Origin of the sequence: Paracoccus shanxieyensis (assembly GCF_009711265.1) — a bacterium.
Classification (GTDB): domain Bacteria; phylum Pseudomonadota; class Alphaproteobacteria; order Rhodobacterales; family Rhodobacteraceae; genus Paracoccus; species Paracoccus shanxieyensis.
In genome coordinates, this window is the sequence record NZ_WMII01000004.1 from 138,866 (window position 1) to 161,805 (window position 22,940).

Here is a 22,940-nt window from a genome sequence, read left to right on the forward strand (position 1 = left end):
GTCCCCGACAAGACGCCACAAAGCGCCCCGGCATTGCCCGGGGCGAATTCCTTGTTCTCGCCTGCCGAATTCCTGCCCTGGCTGGACAGCCAGCTGGCGGGTTGCGCCGACCCGCGCGAGGTGCGCGCCCGCTCGGTCGCGATCCTGTCGCAGGCCCGCAGCGATGCCATGGCCGATATCGTCGCGGGCTTTCGCAGCCATCCCCGCGCCGCGCGCGAAACCGTGCGCGCCGTGGCCAGCCTGACCGATGCCGTGGTGACGGCGGTCCATCACGTCGCCACCACCATCCTGCATCCGCAGCAAAACCCCACCGATGCCGAAAAGCTGTCGGTGCTGGCCATCGGCGGCTATGGCCGCGCCGAGATGGCGCCGCAATCGGATGTGGATCTGCTGTTCCTGACGCCGTGGAAGGTCTCGGGCTGGGCGGAAAGCGTCGTGGAATCGATGCTGTATATGCTGTGGGACCTGAAGCTGAAGGTCGGGCAGTCCACCCGCTCGATCGACGATTGCCTGCGGCTGGGCGCGGGTGACATCACCATCCGCACCAGCCTTCTGGAACACCGACTGGTCTGCGGCTATGCCACCCCCGCCGAAAGCCTGCGCGAGCGGCTGTGGACCGAGCTTTTCGACAATTCGGTGCCGGAATTCATCGAGGCGAAGCTGGCCGAACGCGCCGAGCGTCACCGCCGCCAAGGCGGCCAGCGCTATGTGCTGGAACCCAACGTCAAGGAAGGCAAAGGCGGGCTGCGCGACCTGCAGACGCTGTACTGGATCGCGAAATACATCCACCGCGTCGACCGCGCCGTCGAACTGGTGGATCTGGGCTTTTTTACCCGCGACGAACACCTGACCTTCTGGCGGGCCGAGGATTTCCTGTGGGCCGTGCGCTGCAACATGCATCTGATCGCCGGTCGCCCGGTCGAACAGCTGACCTTCGACATGCAGGTCGAGGTGGCCCATGCCATGGGCTATCGCGATCAGGGCGGACGCCGGGCGGTCGAGATTTTCATGCAGGAATATTTCACCCATGCCACCCGTGTGGGCGAGTTGACGCGGGTGTTTCTGGTCGCGCTGGAAGGGCGGCATCTGTATAAGGCGCCGATCCTTGGCACGCTGTTTTCCCGCCGCAAACGCGCAAAGCCCGGCTTCCGGCTGGATCAGGGACGGCTGAACTATACCGACGAAGCCAGCTTCCTTGCCGATCCGCTGAACATGCTTCTGGTATTCGAGGAAACGCTGCGCCTGCAGGTGCTGCTGCATCCCGATGTGATGCGCGCGGTCGCGGCCAATCTGAAGCTGATCGACGACCGCCTGCGCCAGGACCCCGAGGCGGTGCGGATCTTTCTGGACCTGCTGCTGAAACACGGCAATCCCGAACGCTCGTTGCGGCGCATGAACGAACTGGGCGTGCTGGGGGCCTTTATTCCGGAATTCGCGCCCATCGTCGCGATGATGCAGTTCAACGTCTATCACCACTATACGGTCGACGAACATTCCATCCAATGCGTTGCCGCCCTGTCGGCCATCGAACGTGGCGAGGTGATTGACGATCTGCCGGTGGTCTCGCGCATCATGCAGGGCCGGATCAACCGCCGCGTCATCTATCTGGCGGTGCTGTTTCACGATATCGGCAAGGGCCGGGCCGAGGATCACTCGATCCTTGGCGCGCGGCTGGCGCGGCGCATCTGCACCCGCTTCGGCCTGCCCACCGATGAGATCGAAACCATCGAATGGCTGATCCGCAACCACCTGCTGATGTCGGACGTGGCGCAGAAACGCGACATTGCCGATCCCCGCACCCTGCGCGATTTCGCCAAGGCGGTGAAAAGCACGCGGCGGCTGGAACTGCTGCTGGTGCTGACCGTCTGTGACATTCGCGGCGTCGGTCCCGGCACATGGAACAACTGGAAGGCCATGCTGCTGCGCAAGCTGCATGCCGAAACCGAACGCGCGCTGAAAAGCGGGCTTGAGGAGATCAATCGCGACCGCCGCATCGGCGAAGCCAAGCGCTCGCTGCGCCATTTGCTTTCGGCCCGCAACTGGGACGCCCGCGCCACCAAGGCCGAACTTGGCCGCCATTACGACAATTACTGGCCGGGCCTGCCCACCGAGACGCAGGCGGTCTTTGCGGAATTGCTGCGCGGTCTGGGCGATGACCAGATCCGCATCGACCTGCATCCCGATACCGACCGCGACGCGACCCGCGCGGCCTTCGTGCTGGCCGATCATCCGGGCATCTTCTCGCGGCTGGCGGGGGCCTTGGCGCTGGTCGGTGCAAACGTGGTGGACGCGCGCACCTATACGACGCGCGACGGCTTTGCCACCGCCGTCTTCTGGTTGCAGGATGGCGACGGCCACCCCTATGACGCCGACCGCCTGCCCCGTCTGCGCAAGATGATCGAACGCACGCTGTCGGGCGAAATCGTCGCGCGCGAGGCCTTGGCCGGACGCGACAAGCCGAAGAAACGCGAAAGCGCCTTCCGCTTCCCGACGCATGTGAATTTCGACAACGAGGCCTCGGATGTCTATACCGTCATCGAGGTGGATACCCGCGACCGGCCCGGCCTGCTTTACGATCTGACGCGGACCCTTGCGGAAAGCCATATCCAGATCGCCAGCGCCGTGATCGCCACCTTTGGCGCGCAGGTCGTCGATACATTCTATGTCAAGGACATGTTCGGCCTGAAACTGCACCAGCAGCAGCGCCGCGACACCCTGTCCCGCAAATTGCAACAAGCGATCAAGGACGGTGCCGAGCGCGCCGAAAAGGCCGAGCGCCCCCTTGGCGGCGCGTTCTGAAAGACGACCCATGCAACCGATCAGACTTATCCGCGGCTTTCTTTCGGTCGGAGCGTGGACGCTGGCCAGCCGCCTTGTGGGCTTTGTCCGCGATGTGATGATCGCGGCCTATCTGGGCACGGGGCCGGTGGCGCAGGCCTATCTGGTGGCCTTCACCCTGCCCAACATGTTCCGCCGCTTCTTTGCCGAAGGCGCGTTCAACACCGCCTTCGTGCCGATGTTTTCCAAACGGCTCGAGGCCGGGGACAATCCGCGCAGCTTTGCCGAAGAGGCGTTTTCGGGCCTGTTCTCGGTCGTGCTGGTGGTGTCGCTGATCGCGCATCTGGCGATGCCGTGGCTGGTCTATGCCATGGCCGCGGGCTTCAAGGGCGATGAGCGGTTTGATCTGGCGGTGATCTATGGCCGCATCTGCTTTCCCTATATCCTGTTCATCTCGTTGACGGCGCTGCTGTCGGGGCTGTTGAATGCGGGCGGGCGGTTCATGGCGGCGGCGGCAGCGCCGGTGCTGATGAATTTCGTGCTGATCGCCGCGATGCTGCTGGCCGACCGCAATGGCTGGGACATGGGCATGGCGATGGCATGGTCCACGCCGGTTTCGGGCATCGCGCAACTGTTCACCGTCTGGTGGGCGGCCAAGCGCATGGGCTTTGCGCTGCGCCTGCGCCGCCCGCGCCTGTCGCCCGACATGCGCCGCCTGCTGGCTGTGGCCGCGCCTGCGGTGCTGGCGGGGGGCGTCGTGCAGGTCAATCTGCTGGTGGGGCGTCAGGTCGGATCGTTTTTCGACGGCGCGATCGCCTGGCTGACCAATGCCGACCGGCTGTATCAGCTGCCGTTGGGCGTCGTCGGCATCGCCATCGGCATCGTTCTGCTGCCCGACATATCGCGCCGGTTGAAGGCCGAGGATACCGTGGGCGGGCGCTATGCCTATAACCGCGCCACCGAATTTGCGCTGTTTCTGACCGTGCCCGCCGCCGTCGCGCTGATGGTGGCCAGCTATCCGCTGATCTCGGTCCTGTTCCAGCGCGGTGCCTTCCTTAAGGCCGATGTCGGCCCGACCGCGCTGGCCTTGGCGATCTATGGCGCGGGCCTGCCGGCCTTCGTGCTGCAAAAGGTGCTGCAACCGCTGTATTTCGCCCGCGAAGACACCCGCCGCCCGTTCCGCTTTGCCGTCTGGTCGATGGTGGTGAACGCGGTCATGGCGCTGGGGCTTGCGCCGGTGATCGGCTTTTCCGCCGCAGCCCTTGGCACCACCATCGCGGGCTGGACCATGGCGCTGCAACTGTGGCAGGGCACGCGCACCTACGGCGAGGCTGCGGCCTTCGACGACCGCCTGCGCCAGCGCCTGCCGCGCATCGTCGCGGCCTCGGTCGCGATGGGCGTGGTGATCTGGGGGCTGATGCAGGCGCTGGGGGGGATGCTGTATCAGCCCGGCACGCGGTATCTGGCGCTGCTGGCGCTGGTCACGGGCGGCATGGCCGCCTATGCGGTCGCGGGCGTGGCGCTTGGCGCGTTCCGGCCCAGCGACCTGAAAGCCGGGCTGCGGCGTCAGCGCTGACGGATCTGGCGCATGACGCGCCCGATGCCGCCGGGGATCAGCACGAAGGACAGAAGGAAGCCGGTGGCAAAGCCCGCCACCTCGGCGATCCATGTGGTATTGCCGCTTTGGAACAGGATGGCAAAGACCAGCTGAAACGCCAGCAACATGCCGATCAGCGTGAAGGCCCGCATCCGGTTGGCGTTTTCCTGTCCCAGCCGCGTCCACAGCAGGAAGGTGAAGGCGCCGACAAAGCCATAGACCGCCGGATAGCCGCCGATCAGCGGCTGAAAGCGGAACTGCGGCAGCAGCGCCACGACCAGCGTATAGACCAGCGCGCCGCCGATGGCCGAGCCGAAGAACAGTGCCAGCACCGCCCAGGGCCGGAACTGCCCGGCCAGCAGATTGCCCAGTGCCAGCGCAAAGACGATGACGAACAGCGCGTGCATGAAGGACAGATGCACAAAGGAATAGCTGAGGATGCGATAGGCATATTCCAGCACGAAAACGCCATGCTGCACCATCTGAATGACCATCTGCGGGATGAAGGCCGTGCGTTCGACCGCGATCTGGCGCATGGCAAGGCCAGCCCCCGGCCCGCCGCCGCCCGCAAAGCCAAGCTGCGCCAGCCCGAAGACCACCTCGCAGGCGACCATGGGCAGGATCAGCGCCCAGACCACCGCGGGCACCGGGTTCAGCGGCGATTCATCGTATCCTTGGCGCATCCTTGCCTCATCCATTGGGGCGCATCCGCCCTGCATTTCCTGCGGGCTGTTGCGCCCGACCAGCGCAAGGGGTAAGCCAGCGCACGGGTTTTTCCAAGCAGGTAGTGCCATGACCACCCCTTTCGCCAAGCGCATCTTCTCTGGCATCCAGCCCTCGGGCGGGTTGACGCTGGGCAACTATCTGGGCGCGCTGAAACGCTTTGCGGAATATCAGGGCAAGGGGGCCGAGACGATCTATTGCGTCGTGGACCTGCACGCGATCACCGTCTGGCAGGATCCCGAAAAGCTGCGCCACAACACGCGCGAGGTGGCGGCGGCCTTTCTGGCCTCGGGTGTGGATCCCGATGTCTCGGTCCTCTTCAACCAGAGCCAGGTCAGCCAGCATGCCGAACTGGCATGGCTGTTCAACACCGTGGCCCGCGTCGGCTGGATGTATCGGATGACCCAGTTCAAGGACAAGGCGGGCAAGAACAGCGAAAACTCCTCGCTGGGTCTCTTGGCCTATCCCTCGCTGATGGCGGCCGACATTCTGGCCTATCACGCGACGGCGGTACCCGTGGGCGAGGATCAGAAGCAGCATCTGGAACTGACCCGCGACATCGCCGCCAAGTTCAACCACGATTACGGGCAGGACTTCTTCCCGATCACCGAACCGCTGATCGAAGGCACGGCGACCCGCGTGATGTCCTTGCGGGACGGAGCCAAGAAGATGTCGAAATCCGACCCCTCGGACGCGGCGCGGATCAATCTGACCGACGATGCCGACACCATCGCGCAGAAGATCCGCAAGGCCCGCACCGATGCCGATCCGCTGCCCGGCAGCATGGACGGCCTGAAGGACCGCCCCGAGGCCCGCAATCTGGTCAATATCTATGCCGCGCTGTCGGGCGAAACCGCCGATCAGGTTCTGTCCCGGTTCGAGGGTCAGGGCTTTGGCGCCTTCAAGCCCGCCCTTGCCGAGGTCGCGGTCGAGATCATGGCCCCGATCACCGCCCGGATGAGCCAGTTCATGGCCGATCCGGCGGAAATCGACCGCATCCTTGGCCGTGGCTCGGATCAGGCAGCGGCCATCGCAGGCCCCATCGTCGAGCGCACAAAAGAGATCATGGGGATGATCCGCTCACGTTAAAGCGATCAATTAATTCAACCATTTCCGCATGGGGCGTGTTAGCATGGCCCATGCACCCACGGATTTTCAGATGACGGATTTGCTGTCTCGCCTGCTGGACGAGCGCCGGTGGCTTCTGGCCGATGGCGCGACCGGAACCAACCTTTACAATATGGGCCTTGCGCCGGGCGATGTGCCCGATCTGTGGTGCGAAACCCATCCTGACCGCGTGCTTGATCTGCATTGCCAGATGATTCAGGCGGGCGCGGATGTGATCCTGACCAACAGCTTTGGCGCCAATGCCAGCCGGCTGCGACTGGCCCATGCCGAAACCCGCGTGGCCCAGATCAACCACGCCGCCGCCCGCATCGCGCGCGAGGCTGCGGACAAGGCCGGTCGCCCGGTCATCGTCGCAGGCTCGATCGGCCCGACCGGCCAGATTATGGCCCCCGTGGGTCATCTGACCGAGGCCGAGGCAACCCGGCTTTTCACCGAACAGGCGCTGGCCCTGAAAGACGGCGGCGCGGATATCCTGTGGATCGAGACGGTCAGCGCCATCGAGGAGATGCGCGCCGCGTCGCGCGCCGCCGAAGCCGCAGGCCTGCCATGGTGCGGCATGATGAGCTTTGAATCCGGTGGCCGGTCGATGATGGGCGTCAGCCCGCCGCAACTGGCCAAGCTGATCGACCGCCTGCCCTGTTCTCCGGTGGCTTACGGCGCGAATTGCGGCACCGGCCCGGCCGAGTTGCTGCTGGCGGTCGCGGGCTTTGCGGCGGCGGGCTGCGAACGGCCCCTGATCGCCAAGCCCAATGCCGGCGTGCCGCGCTATCAGGATGGCGGGCTGGTCTATGACGCAACCCCCGAGGTGATGGCGGAATTTGCCGTGCTGGCCCGTGATCTGGGCGTCAGGATCATCGGCGGCTGCTGTGGCACGACGCCCGCGCATCTGTCGGCCATGCGGGCCGCCTTGCAGGACCGCCCGCCCGGTCCGCGGCCCAGTTCCGACGCGATTTCGTCGCGGATCGAGTTGCTGATGAACCGCTAGAACAGCGCCAGCTGATCGCCCGCCCTTGGCGGTGGGCGAAACAGGCTGCTGTCCAGCGTCAGCTTGCCGCCCTCCAGCCCCAGCCGCTTTTTCGCCAGCCGAAAGCGCTGGCGCAGCAGGTCTGCCTCAAGCCCCTCGCCGCGCATGCGCGATCCGAAACGCGGATCGTTGTCGCGCCCGCCGCGCATGGCATGGATGCGGGACATGACATGGGCGGCCTTGCCGGGATGCAGACGTTCCAGCCAATCGCGAAACAGCGGTGCGACCTCAAGCGGCAGGCGCACGGGGATCATGCTGGCGCCACTGGCCCCGGCATCGCGCGCGGCCTGCAAAATGCGTTCCAGTTCATGTTCATTCAGCACGGGGATCATCGGCGCGGCCATGACATAGACCGGCACGCCCGCCTTGGCCAAACCCTCGATCATGCGCAACCGGGTCGAGGGCGCGGGCGCGCGCGGCTCCATCGCGCGGGACAAGGCCGGATCCAGCGTGGTGATCGACACCCCCGCCCAGGCCAGACGCCGCGCGGCCATGTCGCCCAGAAGATCCAGATCGCGCAGCACGGTCGCGCCGCGCGTCACCAGCGTCATCGGATGGTTCCAGTCCGACAGCACCTGCAGACAGCCGCGCATGATGCCAAGCTTCGCCTCGACCGGCTGATAGGGATCGGTATTGGTGCCGAAGGCGATGGGCGCGACGGCATAGCTGCGCCGCCCGATCTCGGCCGCCAGCAAGTCCGGGGCGTTGGGCTTGGCAGTCAGCCTGGTTTCAAAATCCAGCCCCGGCGACAGCCCCAGATAGGCGTGACTGGGGCGTGCAAAGCAATAGATGCAGCCATGTTCGCAGCCCCGGTAAGGGTTCACCGAGCGGTCGAACGCAATATCCGGCGAGCTGTTGCGCGCAATGATCGAGCGCGCGCGCTCCAGCGTCAGTTCGGTCGTCAGCAGCGCCTGTTCTTCGGGAATGTCCCAGCCATCGGCCTCGCGCACGCGCTGATAAGGCTCATACCGGCCATCGGGGCGGGTATCCGCGCCACGGGCTTTCAGGATCTCATCCGGGTTGCGGGGCGGCAGGGTCATGCCGCGATCATAGCGCTGCAGCAAGAACATTTCAAGAACATGAACGGCGGCGGAAACTGTTAACCGGGTTTCGCGGTTGTGGAAATACGGACTTCCGATTTTCACCAATGGATCACATACTGACCCCAACGGAGAACGACGACATGCCGCTGCCGCATTTCCTTATTCTGATCCTTGCCGTCATTCTGGCGGCGGCACTGACGCTGTGGATCGCCAGTGCCTCGGGCGTGCCGCTGATGGCGATGGCTCTTGTGATCCTGATGGCGGCGGGGATCGCGCATTTCGCCATGCGCGAAGATCATTAGCTTTCCAGCTCGGAATCCCAATACAGGTAATCCATCCAGCTTTCATGCAGATAGTTCGGCGGAAAACGCCTGCCCGCCGCGTGCATTTCCTCGGGTGTCGGGTGCCGGGGCGAGCGGTGCAGCTTCAGCCCGGAATTGCGCAGTGACTTGTTGGCTTTTTTCAGGTTGCAGGGCGAACAGGCGGCAACGACGTTTTCCCAGCTTGTCACCCCGCCGCGCGACCGTGGCACAACATGGTCGAAGGTCAGATCGCCCTTTGCGCCGCAATACTGGCAGCAGAATTCGTCCCGCAGAAAAAGATTGAAGCGCGTGAATGCCACGCGCTTCTGGGGTTTGATGAAATCTTTCAGCACCACGACCGAGGGTATGCGTATCGCCTCGCGCTGGCTTCGCACCACCTCGTCATATTCGGCGATGATCTGCACCCGGTCCAGAAACACCGCCTTGATCGCTTCCTGCCAAGGCCAAAGCGACAGCGGGTAATAGCTGAGCGGACGGAAATCCGCGTTCAGCACCAGTGCGGGATAGCGGCGCAGGCTTGACGGCTCGCGCACGAAGTGAGTTCGGAAATCGCCGTGGTCGTCCAGCATCGGCCCTTGCCTCGCCTTACCCGGAACTTGTCGGAACATCGTTGGGATCGACTATATATCGCGACCCGGAACTGACAAGCCCCTGAATGTATGTCACGCAAGGGATTACATCCGGCCCATGACATCGGCGTGACAGACCGCCTAATGCGGCGTGGCGAATTTCAGCAAAAGCAGTCCCGCGATGATCAGCCCCGCCGCCAGCAGGCGTAGCGGATCGGCGGATTCGCCCAGAAACGCGATGCCCAGCACGAAGGCACCGACCGCGCCGATGCCGGTCCAGATCACATAGGCCGTGCCCAAGGGCAGCAGCTTCATCGCCATGGACAGAAACCAGACGCTGGCGATCATGCCGATGACGGTGACGACCGTTGCGACAGGCTTGGTGAAGCCATCCGACTGTTTCATGGCAAAGGCCCAGACGACCTCAAGAATTCCCGCAATTCCCAGATAGACCCACGCCATTGCACACTCCTGATTGACCATGGCAGGTTTGCGATGTGCAAACGGTTGCGTCAATAAGGAGCGGCGGATGGCCCCGGAAATCATCGGCACATTGGAATCGGCGCTGTATGCGAAGGATCTGAAGGCGGCGGCACAGTTCTGGACCGGGATCATCGGGCTGGAACAGATCGTCCATGTGCCGGGCCGCCATGTCTTTTTTCCGCTGCGGCGCGCAGGTGCTGCTGGTCTTTGATCCCGCAGCGACCGCCACGCCGCCCGCACCGGACGCGCGCCTGCCCGTGCCGCCGCATGGCAGCGACGGGCCGGGTCATTTCTGCATGGCAGTCAAGTCGTCCGAAATCGGCGCGTGGCGCGATCATCTGGAAAGTTCAGGCGTAAAGATCGAGGCCGATTTCATCTGGCCACAAGGTGGCAGATCCATTTATTTCCGCGATCCGGCCGGCAATTCCATCGAAATCGCCGACCCGAAGATCTGGGACCAGCCTTAGCGGCGGGCGCGCACCGGGACCTTTTGCGGCTGCGGGCGCAGCACCAGCACGGCAGCGGTTGCCGGAACCAAGGCAGTCAATGCGATCCAGATCAGGTCCATTGCGGAATCTCCTCGTATCTTCAGCAATGAACGTAAGCCCTGCAAACGCCGCTGCAAGGGCTATTTCATGAAAACTTCACCTAGCTTGCGTCCAGATGTTGCTTCAGGAAGGCCAGCGCCATGCTGAGCCCATCCGGAGAGATGCCGTGCGGCGTGCCGCGCATCACATGGGTTGCCACGTCAAAGCCTGCGGCTTTCAGCGCCTTGCCGGCAATCGCCATGCTGTCGAAGGGCACGACGGGATCCTGATCGCCATGCAGCAGCAGGATCGGCGGTTTGCTGCGCACCTGCCCCGCCAGCCCCTCGGGGTCCAGCAGACGGCCCGAAAAACCGACCACGCCCGCAAGCGCCGTGTCTCGCCGGGGCGCGACTTCCAGCGACATCATCGTGCCCTGCGAAAAGCCCACAAGCGCCAGACGATCCGGCGTGATGCCCTCGGCCGCCAGCACCGTGTCGATGAAGGCATTGATATCGGCAAATGACGCCTCGGCCGAGGCGCGCGCCTGTTCCGGGCTGGAGCCGTCCATCCACGGGATCGGGAACCACTGAAAGCCCATGGGATTGTTCACGCAGGGCTCGGGCGCGTTCGGCGCGTAAAAGGCGGTCTTGGGCAGATGCGGCGCCAGAGGATCGGCCAGCCCCAGCAGGTCGGCACCATCCGCGCCGTATCCGTGCAGGAAGATCACCACGGAATCGACCGTTTCCGGCCCTTTGCGTTCCGACTTCAAATCGCGTGTCATCTGACCCCCTCGCGTCCTTTTGCCACCCGGTAATAGGCCCACAGCCCGCGCGCCGCAACCGAACGCCACGGCCGCCACGGCTGGGCCAGCGCGGTCAGCGCCGCCGGGCCCGGCCGTTCGGGCAGGTCGTAAAGCAGCCGCGCCGCCTCGGCCAAGGCCAGATCGCCCGCGGCAAAGGCATCGGCGCGACCCAGCGCGAATTTCAGATAGATTTCCGCGGTCCAGCGCCCGATCCCCGGCAGCGCGACCAGCGTGGCAATTGCGTCCTCATCGGGCATGTCGCGCAGCGCCGCCCAGTCCACCCCGGCCTGCGCCACACCGCGCAGATAGCGCGCCTTGGGCCGCGACAGGCCCGCCGCGCGCAGAGCGTCGTCATCTGCGGCATTGATCCCCGCCTCATCGTCCAGCCCGGCCGCGACCATGCGCGCGGTGATCGCCGCCGCCGCATGGGTCGAAATCTGCTGCGCCACGATGGCATCACGGATGGCCACGAACCCGTCAGGCCAGCGCCGCAGGGGCAGCGGCCCCAGTTCCGGCAAGACCCGCGCCCAGACCGGGCAGACCCGCGCCAGATGGGCCACGCCTTCGTCCAGATCCTCGGGCCCGGCGATGGTGCGGATCACTCGTCCAGCCCGATATCCACGACGCGGCGCGCCTCTTCCTTCAGCCGCGTCTCATAGGCCATCGAGATATGGCGGCGCAGCGCGTCCTCGGCCCCCTTGGCGTCGCGGGCGGTGATGGCATCGACGATGGCCTGATGCTCATCAAGGCTGACCGCATCGCGCCCCTTGGCCGCCAGCGTGGTGCGCGCCATCAGCGCCATGCTGCGATGCACCAGATCAAGCTGCTGCACCAGGTAGCGGTTATGCGAGGCCAGATGCACCTGATGGTGAAAGCGCCGGTTCGACCGCGACAGCGCCTGCGGATCGCCCAGCATCTTGCGGTCCTCCTCGACCATGCCGGCCAGCACGCGGATCTCCTCGGGGGTGGCGTGGTTGGCGGCCAGCCGGGCGGCCAGCGCCTCAAGCTCGGCCCGGACGGTGTAAAGCTCGGCCAGCTGGTTGTGATCCAGCGTGGCGATGATCAGGCTGCGCCCGTCGCGCTTCAGCATGGACTGGGTTTCCAGCCGCTGCAGAGCCTCGCGCACCGGGGTGCGCGACACGCCGAACCGCTCGGCCAGTTCGGATTCGACCAGACGGTCGCCGGGGCGATAGATGCCGCCGTCAATGGCGGCAAGGATCAGGGAATAGGCATCTTTCATGGCGCGCACGATCAGCGGTTGCGCAGCCGTTTGCAAGCGCGACTTGCGGGCAGGATTGCAAGCCGCGCTTGCGGGCGGGATTGCAAGCATGGCTTGCGGGCGGGATTGCAAGCGCCGCCGCGCGGGCTTAGGCAGGTGGCATGGATTTTCAGAACGTCACCACCTGGATCTTCGATCTGGACAACACGCTTTACGCGCCCGAGATGCGGCTGTTCGACCAGATCGACCGGCGCATGACCGAATACATCATCCGCGAATTGCGCGTCGATGAAACGCAGGCCGCACGTCTGCGCGACCATTACTGGCGCGCGCATGGCACCACACTGTCGGGGCTGATGGCCGAACATGCCATCGACCCGCTGCCCTATCTGGCCGAGGTGCATGACATCGACTTCTCGCATCTGACGCCCTCGCCCGAGCTTGCGGCGCTGATCGCGGATCTGCCGGGACGCAAGATCGTGCATACCAATGGCGACGTGGCCTATGCCGGGCGGGTGCTGAAGGGCCGCGGGCTTGAGATTTTCGACGAGGTGCATGGCATCGACACGCTGGAATTCGTGCCCAAGCCCGATGCCCGCGCCTATCATGCAGTCATCAGCGCCTCGGGCTTTGATCCGAAAACCGCTGCCATGTTTGAAGATGACCCGCGCAATCTGATGGTGCCGCATGACCTGGGAATGCGCACGGTGCTGGTGGGCACGGGCCGCCACGGCCCCGATGAGCTTTTGCCCGGCCATGTCCACGGCGCGCATGTGCATCATCAGACCATGGATCTGACCGATTTCCTGCGCGGGCTGTCGGCACCGGCAAAGGACAGGCGCCATGCAGGACACTGAGGTTCTGATCTCGGGCGGCGGCATCGCAGGGCTGGTCGCTGCGGCAGCCTTTGGCAGCGCCGGGCGCGATGTCACCATCATCGACCCCGCCCCCCCGGTGACGGACGAAACCGCGCAGGGGGCCGATCTGCGCAGCACGGCCTTTCTGCAACCCTCGGTCGCGGTGCTGGCGGCGGCGGGATTATGGGACCGGCTGGCGCCCTATGCCACGCCCTTGCAGGTCATGCGCATCATCGACGCGGGCGGCGCAATGTCGCAGGCCCGCCTGACGCGCGATTTCGACGCAGCCGACATCTCGGACCAGCCCTTCGGATGGAACCTGCCCAACTGGCTCTTGAAGCGCGAGATTGCGGCCCGGCTGGACCAGCTTGCCAATATCCGCTTTCTGCAAGGCACAGGCACCGCAGCGCTGCTGGCCCGCGACGCCGAGGCGCTGGTGACCCTGACCGATGGCAGCCGTATCCGCGCGCAACTGGTCGTGGGCGCAGACGGGCGCAACTCGCCGACCCGCACGGCACTGGGCATCGGCACCCGCACCCTGCGATACGGCCAGAAGGCGCTGGCCTTTGCCGTGACCCATCCCCGCCCGCACGAAAACGTCTCGACCGAGATCCACCGCTCGGGCGGCCCCTTCACCCTGGTGCCGCTGCCCGATCGCGATGGCAAACCCTCCTCGGCGGTGGTCTGGATGGATCGCGGCCCCGAAATCGCCCGGCTGCGCGCGATGACCCCCGACGACTTCATCACCGCGCTGAACACCCGCTCGGCGGGCGTACTGGGACCGCTGACGCCCGCGACCCGCCTGACGGAATGGCCGATCATCAGCCAGATCGCCGACCGCTTCACCGGCCCCCGCACCGCGCTGATCGCCGAGGCCGCCCATGTCGTGCCGCCCATCGGCGCGCAGGGCCTGAACATGAGCCTGGCCGACATCGCCGATCTGGTGGCGCTGTCGGGCGACCGCCCCGGCGAAAAAGCCGCGCTCGACGCCTATGACCGCCGCCGCCACCCTCAGGCGATGGCCCGGCTGATGGGCATCGACGCGCTGAACCGCACCAGCATGCTCGGCGCCCGCCCGCTGCGGGACCTGCGCGCCGCCGCCTTGGGCAGCCTCTATGCCGTGGCCCCGGTCCGCAAACTGCTGATGCGGGCGGGCCTCGGGATGCGCTAAGGCATCTCTGTTCCCCAAATACTCATTCCGACCGCGCCACAGGCGCAGCCCAAGGATCCGATGGCCAAGCCCACCACCGCCTTCACCTGCACCGCCTGCGGCGCGACCCATCGCAAATGGGCGGGCAAATGCGATGCCTGCGGGGCATGGAACAGCATCATCGAAGAAGCGCCGCTGTCGCAGGGCCCCGGTCGCGGCCTCGGCACGCTGAAAGGCAAAGCCGTGCCGCTCTCGGGCCTTGCCACGCAAGAGGCCCCGCCGCCGCGCGCCATGTCGGGCATCGCGGAACTGGACCGGGTGCTGGGCGGCGGGCTGGTGCCCGGCTCGGCCATTCTGGTCGGCGGCGATCCGGGCATTGGCAAATCCACGCTGCTGCTGCAGGCCGCCGCAGCCTTCGCCAATTCCGGCCAGCAGGCCATCTATATCTCGGGCGAGGAAGCCAGCGCCCAGGTCCGGATGCGCGCGCAGCGCCTTGGCCTGGGCGATGCGCCGGTGCGGCTGGGCGCGGAAACCGCGCTGCGCGACATCCTGACCACGCTGGATGCCGAACGCCCCGATGTGGCGATCATCGATTCGATCCAGACGCTGTGGTCCGACCAGATCGAGGCCGCGCCCGGCTCGGTCAGCCAGGTCCGTGCCACCGCGCATGAGCTGGTGACCTTTGCCAAACGGCGCGGAACGGCAGTGATCCTTGTCGGCCATGTCACCAAAGAGGGCCAGATCGCCGGTCCGCGCGTCGTCGAACACATGGTCGATACCGTGCTGTATTTCGAGGGCGAGCGCGGCCACCAGTTCCGCATCCTGCGCGCCCACAAGAACCGTTTCGGCCCGGCCGATGAAATCGGCGTCTTCGAGATGACGGGCGGTGGCCTGTCCGAAGTCGCCAACCCCTCGGCGCTGTTTCTGTCCGAACGCGGCGAGCCCTCGCCCGGATCGGCGGTGTTTGCGGGCATCGAAGGCACCCGCCCGGTTCTGACCGAGGTGCAGGCCCTGATCGCGCCCTCGACCCTTGCCAGTCCGCGCCGCACGGTGGTCGGGCTGGACAGCGGGCGGGTCTCGACCATTCTTGCCGTGCTCGAGGCGCGCTGCGCGATTCCCTTCGCCGGTCTCGACGTTTTCCTGAACGTCGCGGGCGGGATGCGGGTGAACGAACCCGCCGCCGATCTTGCAATTGCGGCGGCGCTTCTCAGCGCACGCGAAGATAGCGCCCTTCCCGCCGATTGTGTCCTTTTCGGCGAAATCAGCCTTTCCGGCGCGCTGCGCCCGGTGGCTCAGGCCGAAAACAGGTTGAAAGAGGCGCAGAAACTTGGTTTTTCACGGGCTATCCTGCCCACGGCCACGAAGGTCGAGGGTCTTGCCGGGATGCGGATCAACCGCGCCCCGGATCTGACAAGCTTCGTGGGCGAGACATTCGGGGCCGGTTAAGGCTCGGGATGGCGCGGCCACCCGAAAACGCGGCAGGGTCCGCAAGAAGGGCGTGACAATGGACGGATTCACCATCATCGACGGCATCGTGGCGGCAGTCGTCATCCTCTCGGCGATTCTGGCCTATTCGCGCGGCTTCGTGCGCGAATCGCTTTCGATCCTCGGCTGGATCGGGGCGGCCGTGCTGGCCTTCATCTTCGCCGCGACCGTACGACCGATGGTCGCGCAGATCCCGGTGCTGAACCAGTTTCTGGCCGAAAGCTGCGAACTCTCGACCATCGCCGCCTTTGCCGCCGTCTTCGCGCTGGCCTTGGTGCTGTTTTCCATCATCACGCCGCTGTTTTCCTCGGTCGTGCAGCGCTCGGCGCTTGGTGGCATCGATCAGGGCATGGGTTTCCTCTTCGGTGTGGCGCGCGGCATCCTGCTGGTGGCGGTCGCCTTCATCGTTTACGACCGCGTGATGGCAAGCCAGCCGGTCGCCATGGTGGAAAATTCCCGCTCGGCACAGGTCTTCCAACGCATGAGCGCGCAGATGGACCAGCAGATCCCGCAGGATGCGCCGGGCTGGGTTGTGTCGCGTTATGAACAGCTTGTGCGCGGCTGCGCGCCGACCCAGCCGGTCGATGCCGGCACTGCGACGCCTGCCGCCACGACGCCCGCAAACTGATCGCCAAGGAAATTAGTGACCATTTCGTGACACATAATGCGCCCTGCTGGTCCAGCGGGGCGTGACTTTATCCGCCCTTGCCCCTATATGTGGCGAAACAAGCGCCACTATGCAGCCCTCCCCCTGTTAGCCCCATGAGTCGGTGATGATGCAGCCATTTCTTGCCCATCCCTTCGATCACGACCGCCTGCATGAAGAATGCGGCGTCTTTGGCGTGATCGGTGTCGCGGATGCCGCGAATTTTGTCGCCCTTGGCCTTCATGCCCTGCAGCATCGCGGGCAGGAAGCCGGGGGGATCATCAGCCACGATGCCGAGCAGGGGTTCAACAGCGCCCATCGCTTCGGCTATGTGCGCGACAATTTCACCAAGCAATCGCTGATGGAGACCCTGCCCGGCTCGCTGGCCATCGGCCATGTGCGCTATTCGACGGCGGGCACCAAGGCCGCCACCGCGATCCGCGACGTGCAGCCATTCTTCGGCGAATTCGCCATGGGCGGCTGCGCCGTCGCCCATAACGGCAATATCACCAATGCCATGGCGCTGCGCCGCGAGCTGATCGAGCGTGGCTCGATCTTCCAGTCCTCCAGCGACAGCGAATGCATCATTCACCTGATGGCGCGGTCGATCCAGCGCAACATCCCCGAACGGATGAAGGACGCGCTGCGCCGCGTCGAAGGCGCGTTCAGCGTCATCGCCATGACCCGCACCAAGCTGCTCGGCGTGCGCGATCCCCTTGGCGTGCGCCCGCTGGTGCTGGGCCGGATCGGCGATGACGGCTTCGCGCTGGCCTCGGAAACCTGCGCGCTGGACATCATCGGCGCCGAGTTCGTGCGGGAAATCGAGCCGGGCGAAATGGTCGTCATCTCGCAGGGCAAGGTCGAAAGCTCGCGCCCCTTCGGCCCCTCGACCGGCCGGTTCTGCATCTTTGAACATGTGTATTTCTCGCGCCCCGATTCGATCATCGGCGGGCGCTCGGTCTATGAAACCCGCCGCCAGATCGGCGTGGAACTGGCCCGCGAGGCCCCGATCGAGGCGGATCTGGTCTGCCCGGTCCCCGATTCGGGCACCCCTGCCGCCATCGGCTATGCGCATGAAAGCGGCATCCCCTTTGGCATGGGCATCATCCGCAACCAGTATATGGGCCGGACCTTCATCGAGCCGACCGAACAGATCCGCAACATGGGCGTGCGGCTGAAGCTCAATGTGAACCGCGCGCTTGTCGCCGGCAAGCGCGTGGTGCTGGTCGACGATTCCGTGGTGCGCGGCACCACCTCGCGCAAGATCAAGGACATGATCCTTGATGCAGGCGCGGCAGAGGTGCATTTCCGCATCGCCAGCCCGCCGACGGCATGGCCCTGTTTCTATGGCGTCGATACCCCCGACCGCGAAAAACTGCTGGCCGCGCAGATGTCCGAAGAGGAAATGCGCGACTGGATCGGCGTCGACAGTCTGGCCTTCGTGTCGCTGGACGGGCTGTATCGCGCCGCAGGCGAGGTCAAGGGACGCAACAATTCCTGCCCGCAATATTGCGACGCCTGCTTCTCGGGCGATTACCCGGTCGCCCCCTTCGATCAGCTGGAGCGTGGCTTCCGCATGAAGCCGAATTCCGAAACCGCCGAACTGGGCCACGCCGCCGAATAAGGCGCGCGGGCCGCACAGGACCGCAAAAAGGCGGGGGCTCGATGCCCCCGCCTTTTTTTGCGCCCGGATTTTCAAACCAGTCCTCCGGATCTCTAAAGCCGCCCCACGCTTTCGGGCAGGATGACGATGAAGCGGCTGCCTTCGCCCTTCTTGCTTTCGATGCGCAGCCGGCCGCGATGGCGGCTGATGATGTGCTTGACGATGGCCAGCCCCAGCCCGGTGCCGCCCTGTTCGCGCGATCGGTGCGTATCGACGCGGTAGAAGCGCTCGGTCAGGCGCGGCAGGTGGCGGGGGTCGATGCCTTCGCCCTTGTCCGCAACCGCGATGGCCCAGGCCGGGCCGCGCATCACCGGCTCATGGTCCAGCCGCTCCAGCGTGATCGTCACCAGACCGCCGCCCGCACCGTATTTCACCGCGTTCTCGATCAGGTTGTGAAACACCTGCACCAGCTGATCGGCATCGCCCGGCAGCTGCACCGCGCGGTCGGCCAGCCCCACCTGTTCGATGGCCACGCCCGCAGCCGCAGCCTGCGGGGTCAGCGCCGTCACCGCGCTGCGGATCAGACCGGCGATATCCACGGTCTCGACGGGTCGCCGCCGTTCGTCCTGTTCTACGCGGCTCAGCGACAGCAGATCGCCGATCAGACGGTTCATCCGCCCGGCCTCGCGCTCCATGATGTCAAGGAAGCGGTCGCGGGCATTGGGGTCGTTGCGGGCCGGGCCGCGCAGTGTCTCGATAAAGCCCATCAGCGCGGTCAGCGGCGTGCGCAATTCGTGGCTGACATTGGCGACGAAATCGCGGCGCATCAGCTCGGTTTCTTCATCGCGCGAGCGGTCCTCGATCACCACGGCGGCGGCGCGGCGGCCCTCAAGCTGCATCGCGGTGACCGTGACCTCGCAAAACACCCCGCGCCCCTGCGACATCAGCGTGGCGTTCAGGCGCGCGCGTTCCTCTCCGGCCAGCACGGCATCCAGAGCGGCGTTGATTTCGGGATGGCGCAGCACGGTGACGAAGGGCCGGGCCGAGGGGATCGGCCCCAGCAGCACTTCGGCGGCGTCATTGGCCCCGATCAGCTTGGCATAGTGATCGACCACCAGCATCGGCACCGTCACCGCCCGCAGGATCTGGCGCAGATCGGACATGCTCATGCCTCCGCGGGTTTCAGCCCCGACCGGAAGCGCTCGGCGTTCCGGCGATAGCCCTCGGCGGATTTCAGCAGCGCGGCGCGGGCATCGGCGTCCAGTTCGCGCACGATGCGGCCCGGCGCGCCCATGACCAGCGATCCGGGCGGGATCTCTTTGCCTTCGGCCACCAGCGCCCCTGCCCCGATCAGCGAGCCTGCGCCGATGCGCGCGCCGTTCAGGATGATCGCGCCCATGCCGATCAGCACGCCATCCTCGATGGTGCAGCCATGCAGGATCGCGCGATGCCCGATGGTGCAATCCGCACCGATGGTCAGCGGAAAGCCCATATCGCTGTGACAGACCGTCAGATCCTGCACGTTCGAGCCACGCCCGACCCGGATCGTTTCATTGTCGCCGCGCAGCACCGCGCCAAACCAGACGCTGGCCCCGGCCTCCAGCACCACATCGCCCATAACCTGCGCATCGGGGGCGATCCAAGCGTCCTGGGCCAATTGCGGGTTGCGTCCGTCCAGATCCCAGATCATGCGCTGTCCTCCTCCATCAACTGCCGCACAAAGGGGCCAAGCCCCACTTGCCGGGCGCGCCGCATCCGTTCGGCCATCAGGATCGTCTTCAGCGCCTCGGTGCTGTGGTCCAGATCCTCATTCACGATGACATAATCGTATTCCGCCCAATGGCTGATTTCATCGCGGCTTTTCTGCATGCGCGCGGCGATCACCTCGGCCGCGTCCTGCTGGCGCGAAATCAGCCGCCGCTCAAGTTCGGCCAGGGACGGCGGCAGCACGAAGATCGAAATGACATGCGCCCCAAGGACCGAGGCGCGGATCTGCTGACCGCCCTGCCAGTCCACATCGAACAAGGTATCACGCCCGGCGCGCATCGCGTCTTCGACAGGGCCGCGCGGCGTGCCGTAAAGATTGCCGAAGACCTCGGCATGTTCCAGCATCTCGCCCGCCGTGACCATGCTGCGGAACTGCTCGCGTTCGCGGAAATAGTAATGCTCGCCCTCGACCTCGCCCGGTCGCGGCTTGCGGGTGGTGGCGGACACCGAAAACCGCAGCGCCGGATCCCAGGCCATCAGCCGCCGCGCCAGCGTCGACTTGCCGGCACCCGAGGGCGATGACAGGATGATCAGAAGCCCGCTGCGTTCCATGCGTTCCGATCTCCTTACGATTGCCGTCTGAACGGCGCATGAATGGCGCAGCGCGGGGGGGCGGGTCAAGCCCGGCAGGTCGGCGGTCTTAACCATTGAGAAAGAATTTGCTCGGAACCGTCACATAATGGGTTTAACTTCCGCCACATATCACGAGTTTTGTTTCATCAGGTTGATCCACATGTCCGAAGATCACGGCGCAGGCAACGGTCGAGAGGTCATTCGCCCGCTGCAATTCGACAAGCCCGATACCGGCAAGCTGTTGCATCTTGCCGATTACGAAACGGTGCAGCCCAGCCGCATCGTGGGCGAGCTGCGCGGCTATTGGGAAGGGCTGCGGCAGGGTCGCGCCATCCCGGCGCGTGCAGATGTCGAACCGCGCGGCATCCGCCGGGCGCTGGATTACGCCTTCATCCTTGAACGTATCGCACCGGGGGCCGCGCGGTTCCGTCTGGCCGGGCGCCACCTGATCGACCTGATGGGGATGGAAGTGCGCGGCATGCCGATCTGTTCCTTTCTGAATACCTCGTCGCGCGGGCGGCTGTCGGACGTGCTGGAAAGCGTGTTCCGTGGCCCGCAGATCGCCGAGATCACGCTGGAATCCGAAGCGGGCTATGGCCGTCCGGCGCTGTCGGGGCAGATGCTGCTGCTGCCCTTGCGTTCGGATCTGGGCGATGTGACGCGCGCCTTGGGGTGTCTTGTGACCGAGGGTGAGATCGGACAGGGCCCGCGCCGCTTCGATCTGCTGACGGATGAGGTGCTGCCGGTCATCCCCGGCGCCAAGGTCCTGAAGCCCTCGGCCTCAGCCAGCGGATTTGCCGAAGCCCCGAAACGCTGGCGCGGCAAGGCCGAGGTGGAACCCGCCGAAGCCCCGACGCCGTCAACACGGCGCCCGGCAACCCAAGCGCCAGGGGCTCAAGCCCCGATCCCGCCCGATAACGACACCCCGGATGAGCGTCGGGCGCGGTTCCGCATCGTCGCCGCGCCAGACCCGGAACCCAGGCGGGACTAAGCGCGACATGAAAAAACGGCGGCCGGATGGCCGCCGTTTTCTGATGTTCAGACAGATCGCCCCTAGACGGCTTTGGCTTCGCGCGACCGGTCGCGGCGACGGGTGCGCAGTTCTTCGGCCACAAGGAAGGCCAGTTCCAGCGACTGGCTGGCATTCAGGCGCGGGTCGCAGGCGGTGTGGTAGCGGCTGGACAGGTCTTCATCCGTCACCGCGCGCACGCCACCCGTGCATTCCGTCACATCCTGCCCCGTCATCTCGAAATGCACCCCGCCGGGGATCGAGCCTTCGGCGCGATGCACGGCAAAGAATTCCCGCACCTCGCGCAGCACGGAATCAAAGGGCCGGGTCTTGTAGCCCGAGGCCGCCTTGATGGTGTTGCCATGCATCGGATCGCAGGACCAGACGACATTCGCGCCTTCCTCTTGCACCGCCTTGATCAGGCGCGGCAGGTGATCGCCGACCGATCCGGCACCGAACCGCGCGATCAGCGTCAGGCGGCCAGCCTCATTATCCGGGTTAAGTTTTGTCAGCAGCGTGCGGAAATCGCTGTCAGAAATCGATGGGCCGCATTTCAGCCCGATCGGGTTCTGCACGCCGCGCGCAAATTCGACATGCGCGCCGTCGATCTGGCGCGTGCGGTCGCCGATCCAGATCATATGCCCCGACCCCGCCACCGGCAGGCCGGTGGTGCTGTCGATGCGGGCCAGTGCCTCTTCGTATTCCAGAAGCAACGCCTCGTGGCTGGTGTAGAAATCCACCTTGCCCAGATCATGCGCGGTTTCCGCCGTCACGCCCGCTGCGGCCATGAAGGCCATGGCGTCGCTGATATGGTCGGCGATGTCGCGATAGCGCGCGGCTTCCGCGCCGCCGGTGAAATCGCTGATCCAGCTTTGCACGCGGTGCATGTCGGCATAACCGCCGGTCGAGAATGCGCGCAGCAGGTTCAGCGAGGCCGCGGCCTGCGTATAGGCCGAGAGCATGCGCTGCGGATCGGGAATGCGGGCCTCGGGTGTGAAATCAAAGCCGTTGATGATGTCGCCGCGATAGCTGGGCAATTCGCTGTCGCCGATCTTTTCAGTCGGCGCGGAACGCGGCTTGGCGAACTGGCCCGCCACGCGACCGACCTTCACCACGGGAAGCTGCGCCCCCCATGTCAGCACGACCGCCATTTGCAGCATCACCTTGAAGGTGTCGCGGATATTGTCGGCGGAAAACTCGGTAAAGCTTTCCGCGCAATCGCCGCCCTGCAACAGGAACGCCTGCCCCAGCGCGACTTCGGCCAGCGATGCCTTCAGGCGGCGCGCCTCACCGGCAAAGACCAGCGGCGGATATTTGGCTAGCTGCGCCTCGACGGCGGCCACGGCAGAGGCGTCAGGATAGTCCGGCATCTGAATGCGCGGATGGGCGCGCCAGCCACGCTTGTCCCATGCCTTGGCCGGGGTCGCGGAAGCCGTTTTCTGCTGTGCCATCATCCTGTCCTCCTAGAAATGGTGACAAGGATATAAAGCTTCGCGCGACGAAGGGAAAGCACCCGCGTATGCGGGGGTGACCCAACGTCCGCGCGGGTTCGGGACATGCCGCCGACGCCTGCGCACTTTTCTTTTCATGCCCGCGCTTATAACCTGTCAGACAGGACAACGTTCCACTCAGGG

At 65.4% G+C, this 22,940-nt stretch carries 24 protein-coding genes; 13 read left to right on the plus strand and 11 right to left on the minus strand.

The features are described from left to right. Positions 1–51: 51 nt before the first annotated feature. Together GL284_RS05825 and murJ are read left to right on the plus strand one after the other, a co-directional pair. Positions 52–2,799 (plus strand): [protein-PII] uridylyltransferase, encoded by a 2,748-nt coding sequence (locus GL284_RS05825; RefSeq protein ID WP_425274180.1) that lies wholly within the window; start codon positions 52–54, stop codon positions 2,797–2,799. A gap of 10 nt (positions 2,800–2,809) precedes the next feature. Beyond that, entirely contained in the window at positions 2,810–4,354 is a 1,545-nt protein-coding gene (gene murJ / locus GL284_RS05830) for a murein biosynthesis integral membrane protein MurJ (protein WP_155043662.1), read from the plus strand. Here murJ and GL284_RS05835 read toward each other — a convergent pair. After that, positions 4,345–5,058: a rhomboid family intramembrane serine protease gene (locus tag GL284_RS05835; RefSeq protein ID WP_155043663.1), complete on the minus strand. Its 714-nt coding sequence runs from the start codon at positions 5,056–5,058 to the stop codon at positions 4,345–4,347. The genes murJ and GL284_RS05835 overlap by 10 nt on opposite strands. A gap of 109 nt (positions 5,059–5,167) precedes the next feature. Between GL284_RS05835 and trpS the strand changes: the two genes are divergently transcribed. Together trpS and bmt are read left to right on the plus strand one after the other, a co-directional pair. Beyond that, the gene (gene trpS / locus GL284_RS05840) at positions 5,168–6,187 is read left to right on the plus strand and encodes a tryptophan--tRNA ligase (RefSeq protein ID WP_155043664.1); all 1,020 of its coding nucleotides are present in this window, start codon (positions 5,168–5,170) and stop codon (positions 6,185–6,187) included. 70 nt (positions 6,188–6,257) lie between these two features. Then, the gene (bmt, locus tag GL284_RS05845) at positions 6,258–7,211 is read left to right on the plus strand and encodes a betaine--homocysteine S-methyltransferase (RefSeq protein ID WP_155043665.1); all 954 of its coding nucleotides are present in this window, start codon (positions 6,258–6,260) and stop codon (positions 7,209–7,211) included. Here bmt and GL284_RS05850 read toward each other — a convergent pair. Continuing rightward, the gene (locus GL284_RS05850) at positions 7,208–8,290 is read right to left on the minus strand and encodes a PA0069 family radical SAM protein (RefSeq protein WP_155043666.1); all 1,083 of its coding nucleotides are present in this window, start codon (positions 8,288–8,290) and stop codon (positions 7,208–7,210) included. The two genes, bmt and GL284_RS05850, sit on opposite strands and share 4 nt — an antisense overlap. A gap of 143 nt (positions 8,291–8,433) precedes the next feature. On the opposite strand from GL284_RS05850, the gene GL284_RS21280 reads away from it, so the two are divergent. Further along, the gene (locus GL284_RS21280) at positions 8,434–8,595 is read left to right on the plus strand and encodes a hypothetical protein (RefSeq protein WP_196216712.1); all 162 of its coding nucleotides are present in this window, start codon (positions 8,434–8,436) and stop codon (positions 8,593–8,595) included. Here GL284_RS21280 and GL284_RS05855 read toward each other — a convergent pair. Beyond that, complete coding sequence (locus GL284_RS05855) at positions 8,592–9,185, minus strand: HNH endonuclease (protein ID WP_155043667.1); 594 nt, start codon at positions 9,183–9,185, stop codon at positions 8,592–8,594. The two genes, GL284_RS21280 and GL284_RS05855, sit on opposite strands and share 4 nt — an antisense overlap. Before the next feature lie 141 nt (positions 9,186–9,326). Then, positions 9,327–9,647 carry a DMT family transporter gene (locus tag GL284_RS05860; protein ID WP_155043668.1) on the minus strand — a complete coding sequence of 107 codons (321 nt, stop codon included), beginning with the start codon at positions 9,645–9,647 and terminating at the stop codon, positions 9,327–9,329. A 67-nt stretch (positions 9,648–9,714) separates the two neighbouring features. Here GL284_RS05860 and GL284_RS21940 point away from each other — a divergent pair, with 67 nt between their 5' ends. Beyond that, complete coding sequence (locus GL284_RS21940; protein ID WP_425274170.1) at positions 9,715–9,879, plus strand: VOC family protein; 165 nt, start codon at positions 9,715–9,717, stop codon at positions 9,877–9,879. Beyond that, on the plus strand, positions 9,836–10,135 hold the full coding sequence (locus tag GL284_RS05865) for a VOC family protein (RefSeq protein ID WP_425274169.1): 300 nt from the start codon (positions 9,836–9,838) through the stop codon (positions 10,133–10,135). Before GL284_RS21940 ends, GL284_RS05865 begins: the two co-directional genes overlap by 44 nt. A gap of 181 nt (positions 10,136–10,316) precedes the next feature. Here the strand turns inward: GL284_RS05865 and GL284_RS05870 are convergent, their stop codons facing one another. From GL284_RS05870 to GL284_RS05880, 3 genes are read right to left on the minus strand one after another with little or no spacing between them, the layout of a single operon-like run. Next, positions 10,317–10,976, minus strand: a complete 660-nt coding sequence (locus GL284_RS05870) for an alpha/beta hydrolase (RefSeq protein WP_155043669.1) — start codon at positions 10,974–10,976, stop codon at positions 10,317–10,319. Further along, on the minus strand, positions 10,973–11,596 hold the full coding sequence (locus tag GL284_RS05875) for a DNA-3-methyladenine glycosylase family protein (protein WP_341870290.1): 624 nt from the start codon (positions 11,594–11,596) through the stop codon (positions 10,973–10,975). Before GL284_RS05875 ends, GL284_RS05870 begins: the two co-directional genes overlap by 4 nt. Then, positions 11,596–12,237 (minus strand): GntR family transcriptional regulator, encoded by a 642-nt coding sequence (locus GL284_RS05880; RefSeq protein WP_155043670.1) that lies wholly within the window; start codon positions 12,235–12,237, stop codon positions 11,596–11,598. Before GL284_RS05880 ends, GL284_RS05875 begins: the two co-directional genes overlap by 1 nt. Positions 12,238–12,377: 140 nt before the next feature. Here GL284_RS05880 and GL284_RS05885 point away from each other — a divergent pair, with 140 nt between their 5' ends. From GL284_RS05885 to purF, 5 genes are all read left to right on the plus strand, one after another. Continuing rightward, positions 12,378–13,073: a pyrimidine 5'-nucleotidase gene (locus GL284_RS05885; RefSeq protein WP_155043671.1), complete on the plus strand. Its 696-nt coding sequence runs from the start codon at positions 12,378–12,380 to the stop codon at positions 13,071–13,073. Then, positions 13,060–14,244: a UbiH/UbiF family hydroxylase gene (locus GL284_RS05890; RefSeq protein ID WP_155043672.1), complete on the plus strand. Its 1,185-nt coding sequence runs from the start codon at positions 13,060–13,062 to the stop codon at positions 14,242–14,244. Before GL284_RS05885 ends, GL284_RS05890 begins: the two co-directional genes overlap by 14 nt. Positions 14,245–14,304: 60 nt before the next feature. Then, entirely contained in the window at positions 14,305–15,669 is a 1,365-nt protein-coding gene (gene radA / locus GL284_RS05895; RefSeq protein WP_155043673.1) for a DNA repair protein RadA, read from the plus strand. 58 nt (positions 15,670–15,727) lie between these two features. Further along, positions 15,728–16,336 (plus strand): CvpA family protein, encoded by a 609-nt coding sequence (locus GL284_RS05900; protein WP_155043674.1) that lies wholly within the window; start codon positions 15,728–15,730, stop codon positions 16,334–16,336. Positions 16,337–16,484: 148 nt separating this feature from the next. Next, the gene (purF, locus tag GL284_RS05905; protein ID WP_155043784.1) at positions 16,485–17,978 is read left to right on the plus strand and encodes an amidophosphoribosyltransferase; all 1,494 of its coding nucleotides are present in this window, start codon (positions 16,485–16,487) and stop codon (positions 17,976–17,978) included. Positions 17,979–18,070: 92 nt separating this feature from the next. Here the strand turns inward: purF and GL284_RS05910 are convergent, their stop codons facing one another. Genes GL284_RS05910 through gmk form a run of 3 tightly spaced genes read right to left on the minus strand, consistent with a single transcriptional unit; the run spans position 18,071 to position 20,276 of the window. Further along, positions 18,071–19,126, minus strand: coding sequence for an ATP-binding protein (locus GL284_RS05910; protein ID WP_425274168.1), 1,056 nt, complete (start codon positions 19,124–19,126; stop codon positions 18,071–18,073). Beyond that, positions 19,123–19,647, minus strand: coding sequence for a gamma carbonic anhydrase family protein (locus GL284_RS05915; protein WP_155043676.1), 525 nt, complete (start codon positions 19,645–19,647; stop codon positions 19,123–19,125). Before GL284_RS05915 ends, GL284_RS05910 begins: the two co-directional genes overlap by 4 nt. After that, positions 19,644–20,276, minus strand: a complete 633-nt coding sequence (gene gmk, locus GL284_RS05920; RefSeq protein ID WP_155043677.1) for a guanylate kinase — start codon at positions 20,274–20,276, stop codon at positions 19,644–19,646. The genes GL284_RS05915 and gmk overlap by 4 nt, the downstream gene beginning before the upstream one ends. Before the next feature lie 181 nt (positions 20,277–20,457). On the opposite strand from gmk, the gene GL284_RS05925 reads away from it, so the two are divergent. Next, positions 20,458–21,288 (plus strand): PAS domain-containing protein, encoded by an 831-nt coding sequence (locus tag GL284_RS05925; RefSeq protein ID WP_155043678.1) that lies wholly within the window; start codon positions 20,458–20,460, stop codon positions 21,286–21,288. A gap of 62 nt (positions 21,289–21,350) precedes the next feature. Here the strand turns inward: GL284_RS05925 and GL284_RS05930 are convergent, their stop codons facing one another. Then, on the minus strand, positions 21,351–22,757 hold the full coding sequence (locus tag GL284_RS05930; RefSeq protein WP_155043679.1) for a class II 3-deoxy-7-phosphoheptulonate synthase: 1,407 nt from the start codon (positions 22,755–22,757) through the stop codon (positions 21,351–21,353). Positions 22,758–22,940: the final 183 nt, after the last annotated feature.